The following is a 20893-nucleotide window of genomic DNA, read 5'->3' on the forward strand; positions in this document are numbered from 1 at the left end:
TGGCCCAGCAACCGCGGGCGCGGCGTTCGGGTTACGCACGGTGTGGCAATCGGGTTACCCGGCGTCAACACCGCACGTCAATGCCTTGATCACGCTGCTACTTGACGGCTCCGGCCATCACCCCCGTCACGAACTGCCGCTGGAACGCGAAGAAGACGACGAGCGGCACCACCATCGACAGGAAGGCCCCGGGCGCCAGGACGTCGATGTTGTTCCCGAACTGCCGCACCTGCTGCTGGAGCGCCACCGTGACGGGCGGGTGCGCCGAGTCCGCGAACACCAGCGCCACCAGCATGTCGTTCCACACCCACAAGAACTGGAAGATGCCGAGCGAGGCGATCGCCGGACCGCCCAGCGGGAGCACCACCCGCGCGAACAGCCGCAGTTCGCCCGCGCCGTCCAGGCGCGCCGCCTCCAGCAGCTCGCGCGGGATCTCCGCGAAGAAGTTGCGCAGCAGGAACACCGCGAAGGGCAGGCCGAAGGCGGTGTGGAAGAGGACCACCCCCGCCGTGGTCTCGAACAGGCCGATGGCCCCGAAGAGTTCGGACACCGGGATCAGCGCCACCTGTACGGGAACCACCAACAGGCCCACGACGACCAGGAAGAGCCAGTCCCGGCCCGGGAACTCCAGCCAGGCGAAGGCGTATCCGGCGAGCGAGCCCAGCACGAGCACGAGCAGGGTCGCCGGAACGGCGATGGCCACCGTGTTCAGCAGCGAGCCGGTGATGGTGTCGTTGGCCAGCAGCCGGGCGTAGTTCGTCGCCGTCAGCTTCGAGGGCGCGGTCAGCGCCCGCCACCAGCCGCCCGTGTTGAGGTCGGTGGGGGACAGGAACGAGGAGATCAGCAGCCCGAGGGTGGGCAGCAGCCAGAAGAGCGCGGCCAGGACGAGGAAGACGCGGGTGGCGCCGGCCGCGGCGCGGGCCGCGATCCGGCCGACGGCGGTGGGTGTGCTCATCGGGACCCCTCCTTCCGCAGCCTGCGGATATTCAGCAGCATCACGGGCACCACCAGAACCAGCAGCAGCACCGCGATGGCACTGCCCAGCCCCTGGTCGGCGTCCGTTCCGAACGACGTCCGGTACAGCTGCAGCGCCAGCACGTTCGCGTCGTCCTGGACCGCGCCCGGCGCGATCACGAAGACCAGGTCGAAGATCTTCATGACGTTGATGACGAGGGTCACCAGGACCACCGCCAGCACCGGCGCGAGCAGCGGCACGGTGATCCGCCGGAACACCTGCCACTCACCCGCCCCGTCCACCCGCGCCGCCTCCAGCAGCTCCCGCGGTACGGCCGCCAGCCCGGCCCCGATCAGCACCATCGCGAACCCGGCCCACATCCACACGTACGCCCCGATCACCGCCGGCGTCACCAGCACCGGGCCGAGCCACTCCACCCCCGCGTACGCCTCCCGGAAGTTGGACCCCGGCAGCCGCAGCAGCGCCCCGTCCGCCGCCGCCGGCAGGGCGAAGGTGCCGTCCGCGCGGGCCGTCGTCGAAGCCACCACCCGCCCGCCGCGCACCGCCTCCACGCGCATCCCGGAGAAACCCCGCTCGGTCGGGTCGACCGCGTTCGGCCGGCCGCCCCCGCCCCGGGTGAAGTCCTGCCAGACGGTGCCGGTGACCTTCCCCGGCTCCGCGGGCGCCGCCGCGGCCGTACGGGTCCCCGCCGGCAGGGCCTCCGGCGCCACCCCGACCAGCGGCAGCAGCACCGGAACGCCCGCCCGTACGGGCGCCCGCGTCACGAAGGCGCCCCCGTCGGCGGGATCCAGCGGGGAGTCCCGGCCCGGCCGGGCCTTGGGGAAGGCCGAGGACTCCGCGAAGGTGTCGTGCACCCCCACCCAGACCGCGTTGGCCACGCCCCGGTGGGGGTCGTGGTCGTAGACGAGCCGGAAGATGATGCCCGCCGCCAGCATCGAGATCGCCATCGGCATGAAGACGAGCAGCTTGAACGCCGTTCCCCAGCGCACCCGTTCGGTGAGCACCGCGAAGACCAGGCCGAGCGCCGTGGCCACCGTCGGTGCCAGCACCACCCACAGCGCGGTGTTGCGCAGCGCCGTGCGGATGGTCGGGTCGCTCAGGATCTCCCGGTAGTTGCCCGCGCCGACGAACACGTCCCCGGAGCGGTCGAAGAGGCTGCGGTAGAGGGAGTACCCGATGGGCTGCACGACGAGCGCGCCCAGCAGCACCAGCGCCGGCAGGAGGAACGCCGCCGCGATCAGCCGCCGCCGCCCGGCCGCGGACCGTCCGGACGGCGTCCGGCCGGCTGCCGACGGGCCGGCTGCCGACGGGCCGGACGGCGATCGGCCGTCTGCCGTCCGGCCGTCTGGCGTCCGTCCGGCCGTCGGCGACCGGCCGTCCGGCGCGTTCGCCGTGCCCGTGCCCGTGCCCGTGCCCGTGCCCGTGGCGGCGGCCGCTGCGCGCGCCGCCGCCGTCCCGTCGTCCGGATCCCCGGCCGGCCCTTTGCCGGTCGTGGCGGTCACCGGATCAGTTCCCGTAGGCCTTGGCCGCGTCCGCCTCCAGTTTCGCCTGGGTGCCCGCCACGTCCGACGGGTTCGCCAGGAAGTCCTGGAGCGCCTTCCACTCCCCGGCGCCCGGCGTCCCGCCGAACGCCGCCGGAGCCTGGTCCGACATGTCGAAGCGGAAGTCGTCGCCCGCCGCGACCAGCGCCTTCGCGATGTCCCGCTGGATCGGATTCGGGTACGCGCCCGGATCCACGGCCTTGTTCGGGGAGACGAAACCGCCCTCGCGGGCCTGGATCTCCGCCGCGTCCGCCGAGGCCAGGAACGTCAGCAGCGCCTGCGCGCCCTTCGACGGCTTCAGCGCCACCGCCACGTCACCGCCCGACACCACCGGCGCCTTCGCGCCCACCGCCGGGAACGGGAACACCTTGGCGCCCTCGCCCACCTTCTCGCCGGTCTGCGCGATGTTCACCGCCACGAAGTCGCCCTCGAAGACCATCGCCGCCGCGGGCCGGTCGCCCCCGGAGAAGGTCTGCGTCACCGACTTCGGGAACTCCGTCGCCAGCGCCCCGCTCGTTCCGCCCGCCAGGAAGTCCTTGCGGCCGAACAGCTGCCCGAGCGTGGTCAGTGCTTCCTTGACGCTGTCGTCCGTCCACTTCAGCTCGTGCCGCGCCAGCCGGTCGTACTTCTCCGGACCGGCCTGCGACAGGTAGACGTTCTCGAACCAGTCCGTCAGGGTCCAGCCGTCCGCGCCCGCCACCGAGACCGCCGGGGTGCCGGAGGCGGACAGCGTGTCCGCCGCCGCGATCAGCTCCTTCCAGGTCTTGGGGGGCGCGACGCCCGCCGCCTCGAAGGCCTTCGCGTTGTACCAGACCAGCGACTTGTTGGCCGCCTTGTAGTACACCCCGTACTGGGTGCCGTCGACCGCGCCCAGCTTCTTCCAGCCCGCCGAGTAGTTCGCGTCCAGCTGGGCCGCGGCCTCCGGGCCCACCGGCTGCGCCCACTTGTTCCGGACCGCCGACACCAGCGCCCCGACCTGCGGGAGCAGCGCCACGTCCGGCGGCTGACCGCCCGCGATCTTGGTACCGAGGAAGGTGACGATGGGGTCCTGGGCCGGTACGAAGGTCACCTTCGCGCCCGTGCGCTTCTCGAACTCCTTGAGCACCTTGGTGAAGTTGGCCTGCTCCGGCCCCGTCCAGACCGCGGCGACCTCCAGCTTCTCGCCGGGCAGTTTCGGTAACTCCACCCGCGGCGACGCCGTTCCGCTCGGCCCGCGCTCCTCCGGCCCCGGCTGCGGACCGTCCCCGCACGCCGACAGCGCGAGTGCCCCTGCGGCCGCCAGGGCCGCCCACCCGATCGTCGTCCGGCTCGTTCCGTGCTTGCGCATGGCTGTGCCCCCGATGCCCGTGTGTGTCCCGGACCACAAGGTCTACGCCGACCCGCGCGGCCCCGCAATACCGCGTGAGGGGGTCGTCGGGGGGCCGCCGCGGGGCAGGAGGGGACGTCAGGGGGCGGGCGGGAACAGCACCGGGGTCGCCGACACCAGGTGGGAGGCCCGGTCGAGGGCACTGGCCAGCAGCGCCAGGTCCGTCGGGCCGTTGCCCAGCTCGCGCACCGGACGGCGGGCCGGCGGATCACCCATCCGGTCCCACTCCACCGGGACCACCGTCGGCCGCAGCGTCGCCGTGCGCGGGATCCGGCCCGTGACCCGGCCCGCCTGGAACGGCACCGCACGCCCGTCCGCGTACCGCAGCACGCCGCGGCCCGGACCCGGCTGGTCCGGGGCGTCCAGCTCGACCCGCAGCGTGGAGCGCCGGGCCAGCTCGGTGTCGGCCGTACGGTCCGGGCGCGCGCTCGTCGCTATCAGGTGCACCCCGAGCCGGGTGCCCTCCCGGGCCACCGCCTCCAGCGCCCGCACCACCGAACCGGCGGCCGGCCGGCCCGTACTGCCCAGCGCGGGCGCGACGAGCGCGTCGAAGTCGTCCACCAGCACCACCAGCCGGGGCAGCGGACTCGGCCCCGCCGCCGGCTCGGTGCGCGGCGCGGAGGCCCGCAGCCGCAGGGTGCCGCTGCGCTGCGGATCGAGGTCACCGCGGAGCTCGCCCGGCGTGGGCTGGCGGGGCGCGACCACCCGGCCCGTCAGCTCCCGGCCCGCGTGCCACTCCGCGAACGCCGTCCCGTCCAGCAGTTCGTGGCGGCGCTTCAGCTCGGCGCCGAGGGCTTGCGCGAACTCCCGCATGCGCAGCGGGTCCGAGGCCACCAGGTGGGCCGACACGTGCGGGAGTTCCGTGCAGGGCGCGAGGCCGTCGCCGCGCTCCCCGCCGGCGCCGTCCAGCAGGACCAGGCCCAGGCGGTCGGGGCGGGCCGCCGCCGACAGGGACGCCGCCAGCGAACGCAGCAGCTCCGTCCGGCCGCTGCCGGCGGGCCCCTCCACCAGCAGGTGCGGACCGTCGTGGACCAGCTCGGCACCGACCGGCCCGCGCCGGCCCGCGCCGAGGACGATCTCCACCCGGCCGCCGACGCCCTGGCCCTGATCGGTGGCCGCCGCCCAGCGGGCCATCAGGGACGCCGGGGTGGCCCGGGCCAGGCCGAGCTCGTCGAGGAGCCGCGCGGTCGCCGGGAGGCTCGCGGCGGCCGGACGGTACCCGGCGCCCTCCGCGGGCGCCGCGTCCGCGCGCAGCGGCGCCAGGGCCCGGGCGAACCGCTCCGCCCAGGCGGCGGAGACCCCGTCCGCGACCGCCGTCTCCCCGGGTCCGGCCGGCCGGCCGCCCGCGACGGGGAGGCTGCGCACCGCCGTGGCCACGTCGCCGCTCAGCAGGGCGGCCCGGCCGCAGTCGCGGAACGCCGGGGAGCTCGCACAGGCCGCCTCGTACGTCGCGGCCACCGGGGAGGCGGGCGTCGCCGCCGGGGCCTGTGCGAGGACGAGTACGTGGATGCCCGCCGCCGGCCCGTGCGAGGCCAGCCGGCCCGTCACCTCGCGCAGGTGGCCCGCGCCCGGATCGCCGTCCACGACCACCAGCGTGCGGGGCCCCGCGTAGGCGTGCGCGGCCCGGCGCAGCGACTCCGCGTCGGCGGCGGCCCAGTTGGTGCCGAGCGCGCTGTCGTCCAGCCGCCGGGTCAGCTCCCCGGTCCGCGCGGCCGCCTGGTCCCGGTCGTACGCGAGCAGCAGCCGGCAGTCCTGGCCGTGCGCCGGGCGTACGTGGGGCAGCCAGCCCAGCCAGCCCCAGTCGCGCCGCCGCTGCTGCACGGGGTACGCGCGGTCCGCCGCCAGCAGCACGATCTCCAGCCGCGCGGGCGCGTGCAGCCCGGCCAGCTGGGCGATCACGGACCGGGCGACGCCGGTCAGCCGGTCCCGCGGCCCCGCGATCCCGAGCGAGCCGCACTCGCGCAGCGAGACCCGGCTGCCCGCGCCGAGCCCCGCCTCCAGGAACCGGGGGTGTCCGGTCCCGCGCGACCACAGCCGCCGCGTCGGCCCGAGCGCGGCCAGCAGCAGCGCCGCCGGGTCGTCGGTGTCCGGTGCCGCGGCCCTGGCCGGCGCGTCCGGTTCGGCCTCCGCCGCCTGCTCGGGCTCCTCCCCGCGCACCCATCTGCGCGCCCAGGCCCCGAGCCCCCGGCGCCTGGCCGCGCCGGGCGTCCCGGGCTGAGTCCCGTCTCCGGGCGTCTGCGACAGGGGGGCGCCGGAGTGCCGGTCCGGTTCCGCGGCGGTGCCGCCGCCGGGGGCGGCCGGTGACGCCGGGCGGCCCGTGGCGGGGTGCGCCGCGCCGGGCGTGCCGGGCCTGGGGGTGCCGGGGCGCAGCCCCAGGACGGGGTCGGGGCCGGGGCCGCCGTGCGCGGAGGGGGCGTCCGTGCCGGGCTCCGTACCGTCGGCGCCCGTACCCGCCGGGCCGCCGGAGGGGCCCGGGGAGGGGAGGGAGAGGTGGCCCTCCAGGTCGGGGACCACCGTCAGGGGCCGGGCGTCCCCGGAGCCGGAGGCCAGCCGCAGGGTGGACTCGCCGACGCGCAGCAGCGCGCCCGGCGGCAGCGGTACCGTCCCCGCGCCCACGGGGGCGCCGTCGAGGGTGGTGCCGTTCGTCGAGCCGAGGTCGGCCACGGTCACCCGGCCGTCCGCCCGTACGGTCACCGCGCAGTGCAGCCGCGACACGTCCGGGTCGTCCAGCGGTACGTCCGCGTCCGCCGAGCGTCCGATCCGGACCGCCCCGGGGTGCAGCAGGTGGACCCCGCCCGCGTCGGGTCCGGCCACCACGTGCAGCTGCGGGGCGGCGTGTCCGTCGTCGGCCAGCGCGTCACCGTCGGGCGCGGGGGTGTGCAGCGTCAGCACCGCCCCGTCGACCAGCGGCGGCTCGCCGAGGACGGCCCGCTGCGGGTCGAGCCGGCGCGCTCCGGCGTACAGCACCACCGTGCCGCCGGTGTCGGGACCGCCCACGGTCGCCGCGAGCCCGGAGGCGACCGCGGCCAGCGCGGTCCCGGCGGGCGCGGTGACGAGGACGTCACAGCCGGCCGCCGCGGCGGCGGCCTGGTGGCCGCTGCGCGGCCCAAGGACGGTCAACCGGATCTGCATCGCCGTCAGCGGTCCCTTCTGCGCGGAGCGCAGTGCGCGGTGCGTGCGTCCGGCAGGGGACGGCGGGGCATGCCTGCCCGGTCACCCCCCGCCCGGCACGGACGCGTCGTCCGGTCAGGTCTGCCGGAAGGCAGGGCTCCCGTCCCGGCCGTTCCGTACGGGTGCATCCTCGCACCTGTCGCGTTCGACACGCCCGGCACCCGCCCACAATTGATCTTGATCGGTCACGGGTGGGCCGGCCCACCGTACGAATACGGACAGGGAGCTGCGCAAAATCGCCTCCGGCATACCCCGCATACCTCACCCTTCGCACATATGTGCGGCAACCAACCTCCGTCGGCCCGCGTCTTCCCCGGGGACACCCCCTAGAGTTGGGCCGGAAACCCACTCAGCGGAATCAGCCGGAACACTCCGGGAAAGACCCGACCACACGACAGCAGGGGAGCGCGAGACGTGCGGCCAGTCGGCAGCAAGTACCTGCTCGAAGAGCCGCTCGGACGCGGCGCGACGGGCACCGTCTGGCGGGCCCGCCAGCGGGAGACCGCCGGCGCGGAAGCGGCCGTCGCCGGGCAGCCCGGCGAGACCGTGGCCATCAAGGTCCTCAAGGAGGAGCTGGCCCAGGACGCGGACATCGTCATGCGCTTCCTGCGCGAGCGTTCCGTCCTGCTGCGCCTGACCCACCCCAACATCGTCCGCACCCGCGACCTCGTCGTCGAGGGGGACCTGCTGGCCCTGGTCATGGACCTGATCGACGGCCCGGACCTGCACCGGTACATCCGCGAGAACGGCCCCTTCAGCCCGGTCGCCGCGTGCCTGCTGACCGCGCAGATCGCCGACGCGCTCGCCGCCAGCCACGCCGACGGCGTCGTCCACCGCGACCTGAAGCCCGCCAACGTGCTGCTCGACGAGCGCGGCGGCCAGATGAAGCCGATGCTCACCGACTTCGGCATCGCGCGCCTGGCCGACTCCCCGGGCCTGACCCGCACCCACGAGTTCGTCGGCACCCCCGCCTACGTGGCGCCCGAGTCCGCCGAGGGCCGCCCGCAGACCTCCGCCGTCGACATCTACGGCGCCGGCATCCTCCTCTACGAGCTCGTCACCGGCCGCCCGCCCTTCGCCGGCGGCACCGCGCTCGAAGTGCTCCACCGCCACCTCAGCGAGGAGCCCCAGCGGCCCCCGAGCGTGCCCGAGCCGCTGTGGATCGTCATCGAGCGCTGCCTGCGCAAGGAGCCCGACGAGCGCCCCAGCGCCGAGAACCTGGCCCGCGGCCTGCGCGTGGTCGCCTCCGGCATCCGCGTGCACTCCTCGCCCGACGAGGTCGAGGCCGCGCTCGGCGTCGGCGCCCTGCTCGTGCCCGACCCCTCGCCCGCGCCCGTCCCCACCGTGCCCGGTGCCGCCGACCCGACGCAGGCGCTGCCCGCCGGGGCCGGGGCCGGGGCCGCGCAGCCGGGCGCGTACGACGCGTACGACCCGAACGCCATGACCAGCGTGCTGCCGCCGATCGGCGGGGGCGACGCCACCACCGTGCTGCCCAGCGCCGGGGCCCCGGGCGCGCCCGGCGGCGCCCCGGACCCGACCTCCGTCATGCCCCCCGTGCAGCGGCCCGACAGCCCGCACCCGTGGGAGTCGCAGATGAGAGCCGCCCGGGACCGCAACGAGCAGACGCAGATGCACTACCTCGACCCGAGCGAGGACCCGCTGCGCCGCCGCCCCCAGCGGCAGGCCCCGCCGCCCCCGCAGCACCAGCCCCGGCCGCAGCAGCAGCAGTACCCGCAGCAGCCTCCGCAGCAGCAGCCTCAGTACCGCCCGGCACCTTCGCCGCAGCAGTACCAGCAGCCGCAGCAGTATCAGCAGCCGCAGTACCAGCAGCCCCAGCAGCAGTACCAGCCCCAGCAGTACCAGCAGCCGCAGCAGCCCCAGTACCAGCCGCCGCAGCCGCCTCCGCAGCAGCAGCGGCCCCAGGCACAGGCCCGGCCGCAGGCACCCCAGCAGCAGCGGCCCCCGCGCGAGCCCCGTGAACCGCGCGAGCCCCGCCGCCGCAGCGCCAACCCGGTCCGGATCCCCGGCCTCGGCTGCCTCAAGGGCTGCCTGGTCATGATCCTGCTGCTGTTCATCGGCGGCTGGCTGGTCTGGGAGCTCACCCCGCTCCAGGAATGGGTCGGCACCGGCAAGAACTGGTGGGACCAGGTGTGGAGCTGGGGCAGCGACGCCGTCGACTTCGTCACCTCGATCGGGGACTCGGCGAGCGGCGGCGGTGGCACGCCCTGAGGCCGGCCGACAGCCCCTGAGGTCCGGCCGAGGTCCGGCCGAAGGGCTCCCGTAGCGCCGACTTCGTGGATTTGTCGACATCCAGGACGTGATTTCGCCCGCAGAAGTGAAGGTCGCCGCGATCCGGAGCCTTCAACCCCCATTCGGCCGCGTAGCTTTGTCGCGTACTCCAGCCGCTGAGGGAGCAGTCGTGGCACGGAAGATCGGCAGCCGGTACACCGCGCACCAGATCCTGGGGCGCGGCAGCGCGGGCACGGTGTGGCTCGGCGAGGGGCCCGACGGGCCCGTCGCCGTCAAACTGCTGCGCGAGGACCTCGCCTCCGACCAGGAACTGGTCGGACGCTTCGTCCAGGAGCGCAGTGCGCTGCTCGGGCTGGAGCACCCCCACGTCGTGTCCGTCCGCGACCTCGTCGTCGACGGCAACGACCTCGCCCTCGTCATGGACCTCGTCCGCGGCACGGACCTGCGCACGCGCCTCGACCGCGAGCGGCGGCTCGCCCCCGAGGCGGCCGTGGCCATCGTCGCCGACGTCGCCGACGCCCTCGCCGCCGCCCACGCGGCCGGGGTCGTCCACCGGGACGTCAAGCCGGAGAACGTACTCCTCGACATGCAGGGCCCCCTCGGGCCGGGCGGCGCCCACCCCGCGCTGCTCACCGACTTCGGCGTGGCCAAGCTCATCGACTCCCCCCGGCGGGCGGCCGGGGGCCGGGCCACCGCGCCGACCACCCGGATCATCGGGACGCCGGACTACCTCGCGCCGGAGATAGTGGAAGGCCTGCCCCCGCGGGCGGCCGTCGACATATACGCCCTGGCCACCGTGCTGTACGAGCTGCTCGCCGGGTTCACCCCCTTCGGCGGGGGCCATCCGGGCGCGGTGCTGCGCCGGCACGTGACCGAGACCGTGGTGCCGCTGCCGGGGATCCCCGACGAGCTGTGGCAGCTCATGGTCCAGTGCCTGGCCAAGGCCCCCGCCTCGCGGCTTCGGGCCTCGGAGCTGTCCGTCCGGCTGCGGGAGCTGCTGCCGCTGCTGGCCGGGATGCCGCCGCTGGACGTGGACGAGCCGGACGACGCCGAAGCGGAACCGGAGCCCTCGGAGGAACCGGCGGCCGATCCCGTACGCCGGCGGGGCGTGGTCCCGCTGGTACCGGGTTCCGCGACGGACTCCAACCGGGACACCCACACCTCCATGCGCGTGCCGGCCCCCGACGAGCTGGCCGGCGGCGCCCTCGGCACCGCCCGCGTCCCGCGTCCGGCCGGCGGCCACCGTCCGGGCTCCGCCCGGCACCGGGCCGAGGCCGCGCGCAAGCGGCGGCTGGTGCTCTCGGCGTCGGCGCTGGCGCTGGCCGCCGCGGTGGGAGTGGGGAGCTGGCTCGCGGTGTCGGGCGGCGAGGACCCCGCGCCGCCGAAGCAGGACGGCAAGCACTCCGCCCCGGCGCCCCGCTAGGACCGCCCCGGCGCCCCGCTGGGCCCGCCCCGGACCCTGCCGGGCCCCGCTCCGGCCCCGCCGGGCCCCGTCCGGGGCCCGGCCGCCGTGCGGGCTACGCCGTGGCGAGTTCCGGGTGCCAGCGCCGGGCGACCTCCGGGTGGGCGCGGACCCAGCCCTTGAGCTCGTTGCGCCCGTACTCCGCGTGCAGCGGGTTCGAGGCGTCCTGGTCGATGCCGGGTGCCCCGCGCAGGTAGTCCCCGGGGACGGTCTCCACGACCGCGTCCAGCCGGGGGTTGTAGAAGAACGGCACAGAGAACCGCTCCACCGCGCCCGGCGGGCTGACCACCCGGTGGTCGGTGGCCCGCAGGTACCCCTCGGTGGCGATCTCCAGCAGCTCGCCCAGGTTGACCACGAAGGCCCCCGGCAGTGGCGGGATGTCGACGTACGCGCCGTCCCGGACCACCTGGAGCCCGCCCACCGAGTCCTGCAGGAGCAGCGTCAGGAACCCGTAGTCCTTGTGCGCACCCACCCCCTGGTCGGCGCCCGACGGGGCGGACCCGGGGTAGCGGATCAGCTTCGTGTGCAGGTGGGGGCGGTCCGCGAAGGCCGCGTCGAAGAAGTCGGCGGGGGCGCCGATCGAGGCGAGCAGCTCCCGGAGCAGCCGGTGCGCCACCGCCGCCAGCCGCGTCTGCCAGTCCAGGACCACCCCCCGCAGCTCCGGCAGCGCCGCCGGCCACTGGTTGGGGCCCTCCAGCCACAGGTACGCCGGGTCATCCGGCCCCAGCACCGGAGCCGGCCGCTCCGCGCCGACGTCGAGCTGGTCGCGCCAGTCGGAGGAGCCGCCCGTCAGCTCGTGCCCGATCCGGGTGTAGCCCCGGAAGTGCGGGGAGTTCAGATTGCTCACCGAGATCCGGTCCGCCTCCGGCAGCGCGAAGAACGCCCTGGTCAGCTCCAGGATCCGGGCGGTTTCGGCCTCGCCTATGCCGTGCCCGGTCAGGTACAGGAAGCCGGTGTCCCGGGCGGCGGCGTGCAGCTGCTTCAGGAAGTCGGCCCGCTCGGCCGGGTCGTCCGCCCGGGAGAGGTCGATGACGGCGAGCGACGCCGAGGAGGACGAGGAGGAGAGCGTGGCGGAAGAAGTAGAGGAGGAGGGGTGCGCGGACGGCATGACGGCTCCGTTTCGGATGTCACGGGGTCCTGTGCCCCGGAGATGGCGGGGCAGCGGGTGGGAGCGCACCGCCGGCAGGGATGGCGCCGGGGCGGCGGGGCCGCGTACAGGACCGAAGTCGGATCGGGGTGGATCAGGCTCGTGCGAGGTCCGGCGGCAGACAGCTCGTGGTGGTGACACGCATGTGGTCCACATGGCGACGCTTCACGAGTAGAACGGTCATACGGTGAGGGTACGCCCGTACCCACCCCTCTCCGTACGGGTTGATCCGGCCTGGCCGGAGAGTGCCGTCCGGGGACCGGCTACGCTGGACCCGTGGCAGTCGTCGATGTTTCCGAAGAGCTGAAGTCCCTCTCCTCGACCATGGGGTCGATCGAGGCCGTCCTGGACCTCGACAAGCTGAGGGCAGATATCGCCGTGCTCGAGGAGCAGGCCGCCGCGCCGTCCCTGTGGGACGACCCGGACGCCGCCCAGAAGATCACGAGCAAGCTTTCGCACCTCCAGGCGGAGGTGCGCAAGACCGAGACCCTGCGCGGCCGCATCGACGACCTCGCGGTGCTGTTCGAGCTCGCCCAGGAGATGGACGACGCGGACACCCTCGCCGAGGCCGAGGTCGAGCTCGTCTCCGTCCGCAAGGCGCTGGACGAGATGGAGGTCCGCACCCTTCTCTCCGGCGAGTACGCCGAACGCGAGGCGCTGGTCAACATCCGTGCCGAGGCCGGCGGCGTCGACGCCTCCGACTTCGCCGAGCGCCTCCAGCGCATGTACCTGCGCTGGGCCGAGCGGCACGGCTACTCCACCGAGATCTACGAGACCTCGTACGCGGAAGAGGCCGGCATCAAGTCGACCACCTTCGTCGTCAAGGCCCCGTACGCCTACGGCACCCTTTCCGTCGAGCAGGGCACGCACCGCCTCGTGCGCATCTCGCCCTTCGACAACCAGGGCCGCCGCCAGACCTCCTTCGCGGGCGTCGAGGTGCTCCCGGTCGTCGAGACCAGCGACCACGTCGAGATCGACGAGACCGAGCTGCGCGTGGACGTGTACCGCGCCTCCGGCCCCGGCGGCCAGGGCGTCAACACGACCGACTCGGCCGTGCGCATCACGCACCTCCCGACCGGCATCGTCGTCTCCTGCCAGAACGAGCGTTCGCAGATCCAGAACAAGGCCAGCGCGATGAACGTGCTCCAGGCCAAGCTGCTGGAGCGCCGCCGTCAGGAGGAGCAGGCCAAGATGGACGCCCTCAAGGACGGCGGCAGCTCCTGGGGCAACCAGATGCGCTCCTACGTCCTGCACCCGTACCAGATGGTCAAGGACCTGCGCACGGAGTTCGAGGTCGGCAACCCGCAGGCGGTCCTCGACGGCGAGATCGACGGCTTCCTGGAGGCCGGCATCCGCTGGCGCAAGCAGCAGGAGCAGAGCGCGTAACGCGCCCCGCGAGCGAAGGGCCCGGACACCCTCAGGTGTCCGGGCCCTTCGTCCTTACGTGTGATCGGGACGCGGCGTCGGCTACGCGGTCCGAGCCACCAACGCCAGTGCCGCCACCAGCGCCACCAGAAGCGCGATGAGCGTCACCGGATTCAGCCCGGCGAAGGGGCCCTCCTGCTGGAGGCGCTCCCGGTTCGCCCGGCACACAGGGCATCGGCCCTGGCTGACGGGTGCCGCGCAGTTCGCGCACACGAGCCGGTCATATGTCATGCGCTCCTCCTCTCGTCCCCTTCGTTAACGGCGTGGGGACCGAGTCCGTTCCCCTTACCACTGTGCCAGCTCCGCCGACATTCGGCGCGGCCCGTCCGGGCAACCGCGGAACCGCACCGCCGACAGCCGGGATATATCGGGGCAAGTGCGGATGCCGGGTCCACACCTCGCGCCCGGTCGCGTATGGTCACGCACACCTACTCCCGGCGACCGTGGTGCACCCGTGATCCGATTCGACAACGTCTCCAAGTCCTACCCGAAGCAGAACCGTCCCGCACTCAGAGACGTCTCCCTGGACATCGCCAAGGGCGAGTTCGTCTTCCTGGTCGGCTCCTCCGGCTCCGGCAAGTCCACGTTCCTGCGGCTGGTGCTGCGCGAGGAGCGGGCGAGCCACGGTCAGGTGCACGTCCTGGGCAAGGACCTCGCCAAGCTCTCCAACTGGAAGGTCCCGCACATGCGGCGCCAGCTGGGGACCGTCTTCCAGGACTTCCGCCTCCTGCCCAACAAGACGGTGGCCGAGAACGTCGCCTTCGCGCAGGAGGTGATCGGCAAACCGCGCGGCGAGATCCGCAAGGCCGTCCCGCAGGTGCTGGAGCTGGTCGGCCTCGGCGGCAAGGAGGGGCGGATGCCGGGCGAGCTCTCCGGCGGCGAGCAGCAGCGCGTCGCCATCGCCCGCGCCTTCGTCAACCGGCCCGCCCTGCTGATCGCGGACGAGCCGACGGGCAACCTCGACCCGCAGACCTCCGTCGGGATCATGAAGCTGCTGGACCGGATCAACCGCACCGGCACCACCGTGATCATGGCGACGCACGACCAGCAGATCGTCGACCAGATGCGCAAGCGCGTCATCGAACTCGAACAGGGCCGACTCGTGCGCGACCAGTCGCGCGGCGTCTACGGCTACCAGCACTGAAAGGTCCCCAGACGCCATGCGCGCCCAGTTCGTCATGTCGGAGATCGGCGTCGGCCTCCGCCGCAATCTCACCATGACCTTCGCGGTCATCATCTCCGTGGCCCTGTCGCTGGCCCTCTTCGGGGGCTCCCTCCTCATGCGCGACCAGGTCAGCGCGATGAAGGGGTTCTGGTACGACAAGGTCAACGTCACCGTCTACCTCTGCACCAAGAACGACGCCATCGACGCGGCGGGCGCCCCGGCCGCCGCCGGGGCGCCCGCCGCGGGCGGCGGCAAGCCCTGCTCCAAGGGGGCGGTGACCCCGGAGCAGAAGCAGGGCATCGAGACCGAGCTCAAGAAGATGGCACTCGTCCAGACCGTCATGTACGAGTCCTCGGACGAGGCCTACAAGCACTACAAGGAGCGCTTCGGGCACACGGCGCTCGCCTCGGTGGTCACCCCGGACCAGATGCCCGACTCCTTCCGGGTCAAGCTGCGCAACCCGGAGAAGTACGCGGTCATCACCTCGGCCTTCGCCGGCCGTGACGGGGTCCAGTCGGTCGCCGACCAGAGCAGCGAGCTCGACAACCTCTTCGCCCTGCTCGGCACCCTCAACTGGGCGGCGCTCGGCATCATGCTGATCATGCTGATCGTGGCCCTGCTGCTGATCGTCAACACGGTGCGCGTCTCGGCGTTCAGCCGTCGGCGGGAGACCGGCATCATGCGCCTGGTGGGCGCCTCCGGCTTCTACATCCAGGTGCCGTTCATCATGGAGGCGGCCGTCGCCGGCCTCATCGGCGCGGGCCTCGCCTGCGGCATGCTCGGCGCGGGCCAGTACTTCGTCATCGACCACGGCATCGCGCTCCGGGACAAGCTCCAGCTGATCAACTTCATCGGCTGGGACGCCGTCCTCACCAAGCTCCCCCTGGTCCTGGTGATCGGCCTCCTGATGCCCTCCCTGGCGGCCTTCGTCGCGCTGCGCAAGTACCTCAAGGTGTGATGAGCGCCCCGCTCCCGGTCCGGCCAACCAGCCGTACCGCGGCGGGGCTTGTCCTAGACTCGGCGCCATGCCGGGTCTGCCCGCTTTCTGTCTCCGGCCCCGCGACCTGCGTCGCGGGGCCGTTCTGACGTTGCTCTTCCTCGCCTCCGTGGGCGCCGGGGCGGGTAGCGGGTCCTGGGCGCCGAAGGAAGCGGACGCCGACCGGCCGCTCGCCCTCACCGGTACTCCGTTACCCGCCCCGCGCCGGAGCGGGACCGCGGACCGGGAGGCCGTCGCGCGCGCCGCCGCCGAAGCCGTCGCCGAGGGCAAGTCCGGCAAGAAGGCCGCCCAGGAGGTGGTCAGCCGCAGCGGCGACCGCTGGGGCACCGTCTACGACCGGGGCGAGTACGCGGCCTTCGCCGAGGACCTCGACGGACACTGGACCGGGGTCGGCCTCTGGACCGGGCGCCACCACGACGGCGTGATCGAGGTCGAACGGGTCCAGCCCGACAGCCCCGCCGCCCGGGCCGGGCTGCGCGCCGGGGACCGGCTGCTGAGCGTGGACGGCCGTGCCGTGACCGGGCTCGCCGTGGCCGACGTGGTGGCGCTGCTGCGCGGCGAGGCCGGCACCCCGGCGGTGCTCGGCCTCAGCCGGGACGGCGCAGGCCTCACCGAGACCCTCCGTCGGGAGCGGCTGCGCGTCGAACCGGTGACCGTGCGCAGGCTCGCGGACGGCATCACCGTGATCAAGGTGGCCTCCTTCACCCGGGGTTCGGGGGAGCGGGTGCGCGACGCCGTCCGCGCGGCCCCGCCCGGCGCCGGGGTGATGCTGGACCTGCGCGGCAACCCGGGCGGTCTGGTCACGGAGGCGGTGACGGCGGCCTCCGCGTTCCTGGACGGCGGGCTCGTGGCGACGTATGACGTACGGGGCTCCGAGCGCGCTCTGTACGCCGCCCCGGGCGGGGACACGGTCCGCCCCCTGGTGGCCCTGGTCGACGGCGGCACGATGAGTGCGGCCGAGCTGGTCACGGGCGCCCTCCAGGACCGGGGCCGGGCCGTCACCGTCGGCTCCCGGACCTTCGGCAAGGGCTCGGTGCAGATGCCCACCGAGCTCCCGGACGGCTCGGTGGCGGAGCTGACGGTGGGCACGTACCGCACCCCGGGCGGCCGCAGCCTCGACGGCGGGGGCATCACCCCCGACCTGACGGCGGCGGGGGACGGCGCGGAGGAGCGGGCGCGGACGGTATTGGGTGGCACCGGGGTGGGTCCGTAGTGCGAAAATGACCGCACTATGGCTAAGGAAAAAGGGCGCAAGCTGATCGCCCAGAACAAGAAGGCGCGGCACGACTACACGATCATCGACACCTACGAGTGCGGGATCGTGCTCACGGGCACCGAGGTCAAGTCCCTGCGCCAGGGCCGGGCCTCGCTGGTGGACGGCTTCGTGTCGGTCGAGGGCCGCGAGGTGTGGATGTACAACGTCCACGTGCCGGAGTACAGCCAGGGCACCTGGACCAACCACAGCGCGCGGCGCAAGCGCAAGCTCCTCATGCACCGGGAGGAGATCGACAAGCTGGAGCGCAAGGCGGACGAGTCGGGTCACACCGTCGTGCCGCTGGCCCTGTACTTCAAGGACGGCCGCGCGAAGGTGGAGATCGCGCTGGCGAAGGGCAAGAAGGAGTACGACAAGCGGCAGACCCTGCGGGAGAAGCAGGACACCCGCGAGACGAACCGCGCCATCTCGGCGATCCGGCGCAAGCAGCGGGGCACGGTTTAATCTCCTGGCACGCGGTGGTCCACTTCGCGTACCATGGCGTCAGCGCCTCCCGCTCGCGGGTGGTGCTGTTGAAAACAAAACATGGGGATGATCGGTTTCGACAGCGGATGTCGATGCAGGGGAAGCGAGCCGAGGAAGCGGCAATGATCTCGCTAACCACATGTCGCAAACAATAATCGCCAACTCCAAGAGCGATAACTCCCGCTTCACCCTCGCTGCCTAATAACAGTGAGCTGAAGCCTCTGTGAGGAGCGTCAGCCCGGAAGTGGTCCCGGTCCGGATCCTGGCGTCAACTAGGGATCTAAACCTCTAGCCCCGGTCACGGGGGTTGGAGGGAAACCAAACAGTGACTGAGCCCGTCGGAGACTTGTCCGTGTGATCTCCGGGGCTGAGAAAAGCGCAGCGGACTGCGCTCGGAGAAGCCCTGCTTCTGCACCGTTGGACGCGGGTTCGATTCCCGCCATCTCCACTCATCCCATGTGACAGAGAGCGCCAGCGACCACACCGGTCCTGGCGCTCTCTGCTGTGCCCGGGCCGGAGGTCACGGCCGGTCAGTAGTGGTAGCGCGCCTTGAGGATCTTCACTTCCTTGTCGTCCACGCGGTACACGAGCCGGTGTTCGTCATCGATGCGGCGGGACCAGTAGCCGGACAGGTCGCCCTTCAGGGGTTCCGGCTTGCCGGTTCCGGTGAACGGGGTGCGCTGGGCCTCGCCGATCAGGCGCGTGATCCTGACGGCCTTCCTCCGGTCGGACGCCAGCCAGAACAGGAAGTCCTCCCAGGCGTCGGGATCGAAGCTGACGTCCCTCACTCGTCACCGGCCGCGTCGGCCCCGAGGGACTCCAGTTCCTCCAAGGTCTTGGTGATGCCGGCCTCGCCTGCCTTGTCGCGAGCGACGGCCTCCATCAGGCGGCGGGCGTTGGCCGGGGAGCGGAGCAGATAGACGGTCTCCTGCCAGGACTCGTAGTCCTCGGCGGACATCAGGATGGCGTCACCCGCGTTGGAGGTGATGCGCGTGACGGTGTGGTCGGCGGCCACCTCCTTGATGAGGTTGAACAGGTTGGCGCGTGCGGAGGTCGCCGAGACGGCGGGTATGGACACGGGTGCCCCTCTCGCGTACGGGAAACAGACATGTACCGGTTTCCGGTACATAAGAACGCTACCACCTGTACCGGATTCCCGTACGTGGTGAGTGGTGAAGGCCCCGCGGCCGGACGGCTGCGGGGCCTTCACGGGGCGTGGGCCCGGCGGGGTGGGCCGGGTCAGGCGCAGAACGGGAAGGGCGCTGGGGAGGAGCCCGGTCATCGCGGGGCGCGCGGGCCGGCCGTGAGTACCACGCGGGTACGGTCACTCGGGGGCCGGACGGACAGGGCGAACAGGGCGGCAGCGGCCGGGAGGGCGTACGCGGTCGTGGTCCCCAGGTGGTCGACGGCCAGACCGGCCGCGGCGGACCCGGCGGCGATGCCCGCCAGGATCGCCGTGACCGCGAGGGTCATGCCCTCGTTGAGGCGGCCCTCGGGCGTCAGGGCGTGCACGCGGGACATGGCCGTCACCATCACCGGGGCCGTGGCCGTCCCCGCCAGCAGCAGGGCCCCGGCCAGCAGCGTCAGCGAACCCGTGGCCGCCGCGGCCCAGGGCAGCGCCATCGCGCAGGCCAGCCCGGCCAGGCAGGCCCGCAGGCTCCGGGGCCGCAGGGTCCCGTAGAGCAGTCCGGCCGCGCAGGAGCCGGCCGCCTGGAGCGCCAGCACCGGGCCGCTCCAGGCGCCGAGCCCCCGCCCGGTGAGGTGGGCGACCGAGGTGACCTCCATCGACCCGAACACCACCCCGGTGGCGAGGAACAGGGCGAGCAGCGGGAACAGCGCGCGCACCGGAGAGGGCCCGCGGACGGACCTGCGCCCGGCCGGCGGGGGCTCCGTGGCGCGGTGCGCGGTGAAGACGAGCATGCCGGTGAGGAGCAGCACCGCCCCGGTGAGGGTGCCGGCCTCGGGGAAGGCGGAGGTGCAGAGCAGGGCCGCGAGGACCGGGCCCAGCATGTAGCAGAGCTCGTCGGCCGCCTGCTCGAAGGACATCGCCGTGTGGTGCGCCTCCCGGGGCAGCAGATGCGTCCAGCGGGCCCGGGACAGACCGCCGATGTTGGGGGTCGTCGCGGTGGCCGCGTAGGAGGCGAACAGCGTCCAGGTGGGGGCTCCGGTCCGCACGCACACGATCAGGCAGAGCGAGCCGAGGACCGCGATCACGGTCGCCGGCACCGCGATCCGGGCCTGGCCGTGGCGGTCGACCAGCCGGGCCGTCCACGGCGCGACCACGGCGGTGGCGGCCAGTCCGGTCGCGGTGACCGCGCCGGCGAGGGCGTACGAGCCGCGCTGTCCGGCGATCATCATGACCGCGCTGATCCCGAACATCCCCATGGGGAGACGGGCGAGGAGGTTCCCGGCCGTGAAGCCGCGGGTGCCGGGGAGGGCGAAGAGACGGGCGTACGGGCCGCCCGCGCGGGCGGAGGCGGGGCGGGCGGGTGCGGGGGAGGAAGCGGGGGCGGCCAGGACCAGGGTGCTGCCGGTCACGGCCATCAGCGGGGTTCTCTGCGGCATGCCCCGATCCTGCGGTCCGGCCCGTACGACGGTCCAACACCTGTTCCGGCGCCATTCACGCACCCGTGTTGTCAATCCGCGTTGCTAGTCTCCGCGGGTGAACTCCCGTGACGTCGACCCCCGGCTGCTGCGCGGCTTCCTCGCCGTGGCCGAGGAGCTGCACTTCTCCCGCGCCGCCGCCCGGCTCTACGTCGCCCAGCAGGCCCTGAGCCGCGATGTGCGCCGCCTCGAACAGGTACTGGGCTCCGCGCTGTTCGTCCGCACCACCCGGGCGGTGGAACTCACCCTCGACGGGGAGCGGCTGCTGCCCCACGCCCGCGAGGTGCTGCGCGCCCACGAGGAACTGGCCGCGGCCTTCGCCGGTCCGCCCCGGGCCCTGCTCGTCGACGTGAACACCGACGGGCCCGGCACCGGCCGGCGGGTCCTGGAGCACGCCCGCGAACTCGCCCCCGGCTGCGAGCTGATGGCCCGCTTCGAGAGCGGGCTCACCCATGCCGCCGCCGAGATCGCCGCCGGCCGGCTCGACGTCTCCTTCGGGTACGCGGCCGGGCTGGCCCCCGCGCTGCGGTCCCGGCTCGCCCACCGGCCCGTCCGCTACGAACCGCTCGCCGTACTGCTGCCCGAGGACCACGCCCTGGCCGCCCGCGCCGAGGTGCCGCTGGCCGCGCTGGCCGGGGAGAGCGTGTACGCGGGCGCCGGGAACCCGCGGACCCTGGAGTGGACCGGGCTGGCCCGCGAGCTGTTCGCCGGGCGGGGCATCGCGCTGGCGCCGCCCGCGCCGGTGGCGGTGGGCAAGGAGGAGTTCGGGAGGGTGATGGCCAAGACCCGCACCCCGGTCCTGGCGACCGTGGACTTCGCCGAACTGCCCGGCTGCGTGAAACGGCCCCTGGTGGACCCCGTACCGCTCTCCCCGCTCGCCCTGGTGTGGCGCAGGGACCTGCGCCATCCCGGCCTGGACGCCCTCCAGCGGGCGGCCGACGGCCTGGCGGCCGCGCACGGCTGGCTGGAAGTCCCCCCGGGCAGCTGGCTCCCGGCGGCGCTCACACCGGGCGCCGCCCCCGGGTGAGCGGGAGGTTTCCCGCCGGTCATC

17 protein-coding genes and 1 other RNA gene are annotated in these 20893 nt (G+C 73.7%); 9 read left to right on the forward strand and 9 right to left on the reverse strand.

Annotated elements, in window-relative coordinates; all coding sequences use genetic code 11:
• Positions 1–97: 97 nt before the first annotated feature.
• From OG295_RS21275 to OG295_RS21290, 4 genes are all read right to left on the reverse strand, one after another.
• The gene (locus tag OG295_RS21275) at positions 98–955 is read right to left on the reverse strand and encodes a carbohydrate ABC transporter permease (protein WP_371678310.1); all 858 of its coding nucleotides are present in this window, start codon (positions 953–955) and stop codon (positions 98–100) included.
• Entirely contained in the window at positions 952–2478 is a 1527-nt protein-coding gene (locus OG295_RS21280) for a carbohydrate ABC transporter permease (protein WP_371678311.1), read from the reverse strand. The genes OG295_RS21275 and OG295_RS21280 overlap by 4 nt, the downstream gene beginning before the upstream one ends.
• 4 nt (positions 2479–2482) lie before the next feature.
• Positions 2483–3844: an ABC transporter substrate-binding protein gene (locus OG295_RS21285; protein WP_371678312.1), complete on the reverse strand. Its 1362-nt coding sequence runs from the start codon at positions 3842–3844 to the stop codon at positions 2483–2485.
• 117 nt (positions 3845–3961) lie between these two features.
• Positions 3962–7015: an FtsK/SpoIIIE domain-containing protein gene (locus OG295_RS21290; protein WP_371678313.1), complete on the reverse strand. Its 3054-nt coding sequence runs from the start codon at positions 7013–7015 to the stop codon at positions 3962–3964.
• A 453-nt stretch (positions 7016–7468) separates the two neighbouring features.
• Between OG295_RS21290 and OG295_RS21295 the strand changes: the two genes are divergently transcribed.
• The gene (locus OG295_RS21295; protein ID WP_371678314.1) at positions 7469–9283 is read left to right on the forward strand and encodes a serine/threonine-protein kinase; all 1815 of its coding nucleotides are present in this window, start codon (positions 7469–7471) and stop codon (positions 9281–9283) included.
• 190 nt (positions 9284–9473) lie between these two features.
• A complete protein-coding gene (locus tag OG295_RS21300) occupies positions 9474–10727 on the forward strand; it encodes a serine/threonine-protein kinase (RefSeq protein WP_371678315.1) in 1254 nt (417 codons plus the stop codon).
• Positions 10728–10821: 94 nt separating this feature from the next.
• Here the strand turns inward: OG295_RS21300 and OG295_RS21305 are convergent, their stop codons facing one another.
• Positions 10822–11874, reverse strand: coding sequence for an isopenicillin N synthase family dioxygenase (locus OG295_RS21305; RefSeq protein WP_371678316.1), 1053 nt, complete (start codon positions 11872–11874; stop codon positions 10822–10824).
• 315 nt (positions 11875–12189) lie between these two features.
• On the opposite strand from OG295_RS21305, the gene prfB reads away from it, so the two are divergent.
• A complete protein-coding gene (gene prfB, locus OG295_RS21310) occupies positions 12190–13299 on the forward strand; it encodes a peptide chain release factor 2 (RefSeq protein WP_371678317.1) in 1110 nt (369 codons plus the stop codon).
• 81 nt (positions 13300–13380) lie between these two features.
• Here prfB and OG295_RS21315 read toward each other — a convergent pair whose 3' ends face one another.
• Complete coding sequence (locus tag OG295_RS21315) at positions 13381–13569, reverse strand: hypothetical protein (protein ID WP_030240481.1); 189 nt, start codon at positions 13567–13569, stop codon at positions 13381–13383.
• Positions 13570–13792: 223 nt separating this feature from the next.
• On the opposite strand from OG295_RS21315, the gene ftsE reads away from it, so the two are divergent.
• From ftsE to ssrA, 5 genes are all read left to right on the forward strand, one after another.
• Positions 13793–14482 carry a cell division ATP-binding protein FtsE gene (gene ftsE, locus OG295_RS21320; RefSeq protein ID WP_030240478.1) on the forward strand — a complete coding sequence of 230 codons (690 nt, stop codon included), beginning with the start codon at positions 13793–13795 and terminating at the stop codon, positions 14480–14482.
• A gap of 16 nt (positions 14483–14498) precedes the next feature.
• On the forward strand, positions 14499–15461 hold the full coding sequence (ftsX, locus tag OG295_RS21325; protein WP_285543260.1) for a permease-like cell division protein FtsX: 963 nt from the start codon (positions 14499–14501) through the stop codon (positions 15459–15461).
• A gap of 67 nt (positions 15462–15528) precedes the next feature.
• Entirely contained in the window at positions 15529–16713 is a 1185-nt protein-coding gene (locus tag OG295_RS21330; RefSeq protein WP_371678318.1) for a S41 family peptidase, read from the forward strand.
• Positions 16714–16731: 18 nt separating this feature from the next.
• A complete protein-coding gene (smpB, locus tag OG295_RS21335; RefSeq protein ID WP_030240466.1) occupies positions 16732–17217 on the forward strand; it encodes an SsrA-binding protein SmpB in 486 nt (161 codons plus the stop codon).
• 83 nt (positions 17218–17300) lie between these two features.
• Positions 17301–17689, forward strand: a transfer-messenger RNA (tmRNA) gene (ssrA, locus tag OG295_RS21340).
• 79 nt (positions 17690–17768) lie between these two features.
• Here ssrA and OG295_RS21345 read toward each other — a convergent pair.
• From OG295_RS21345 to OG295_RS21355, 3 genes are all read right to left on the reverse strand, one after another.
• Positions 17769–18026, reverse strand: coding sequence for a Txe/YoeB family addiction module toxin (locus OG295_RS21345; protein WP_371678319.1), 258 nt, complete (start codon positions 18024–18026; stop codon positions 17769–17771).
• A complete protein-coding gene (locus OG295_RS21350; RefSeq protein WP_371681258.1) occupies positions 18023–18310 on the reverse strand; it encodes a type II toxin-antitoxin system Phd/YefM family antitoxin in 288 nt (95 codons plus the stop codon). The genes OG295_RS21345 and OG295_RS21350 overlap by 4 nt, the downstream gene beginning before the upstream one ends.
• A 206-nt stretch (positions 18311–18516) precedes the next feature.
• On the reverse strand, positions 18517–19803 hold the full coding sequence (locus OG295_RS21355; RefSeq protein WP_371678320.1) for an MFS transporter: 1287 nt from the start codon (positions 19801–19803) through the stop codon (positions 18517–18519).
• A gap of 97 nt (positions 19804–19900) precedes the next feature.
• On the opposite strand from OG295_RS21355, the gene OG295_RS21360 reads away from it, so the two are divergent.
• The gene (locus OG295_RS21360; RefSeq protein WP_371678321.1) at positions 19901–20869 is read left to right on the forward strand and encodes a LysR family transcriptional regulator; all 969 of its coding nucleotides are present in this window, start codon (positions 19901–19903) and stop codon (positions 20867–20869) included.
• Positions 20870–20893 lie beyond the last annotated feature (24 nt).

The sequence above is a fragment of the Streptomyces sp. NBC_01276 genome, assembly GCF_041435355.1.
GTDB lineage: Bacteria > Actinomycetota > Actinomycetes > Streptomycetales > Streptomycetaceae > Streptomyces.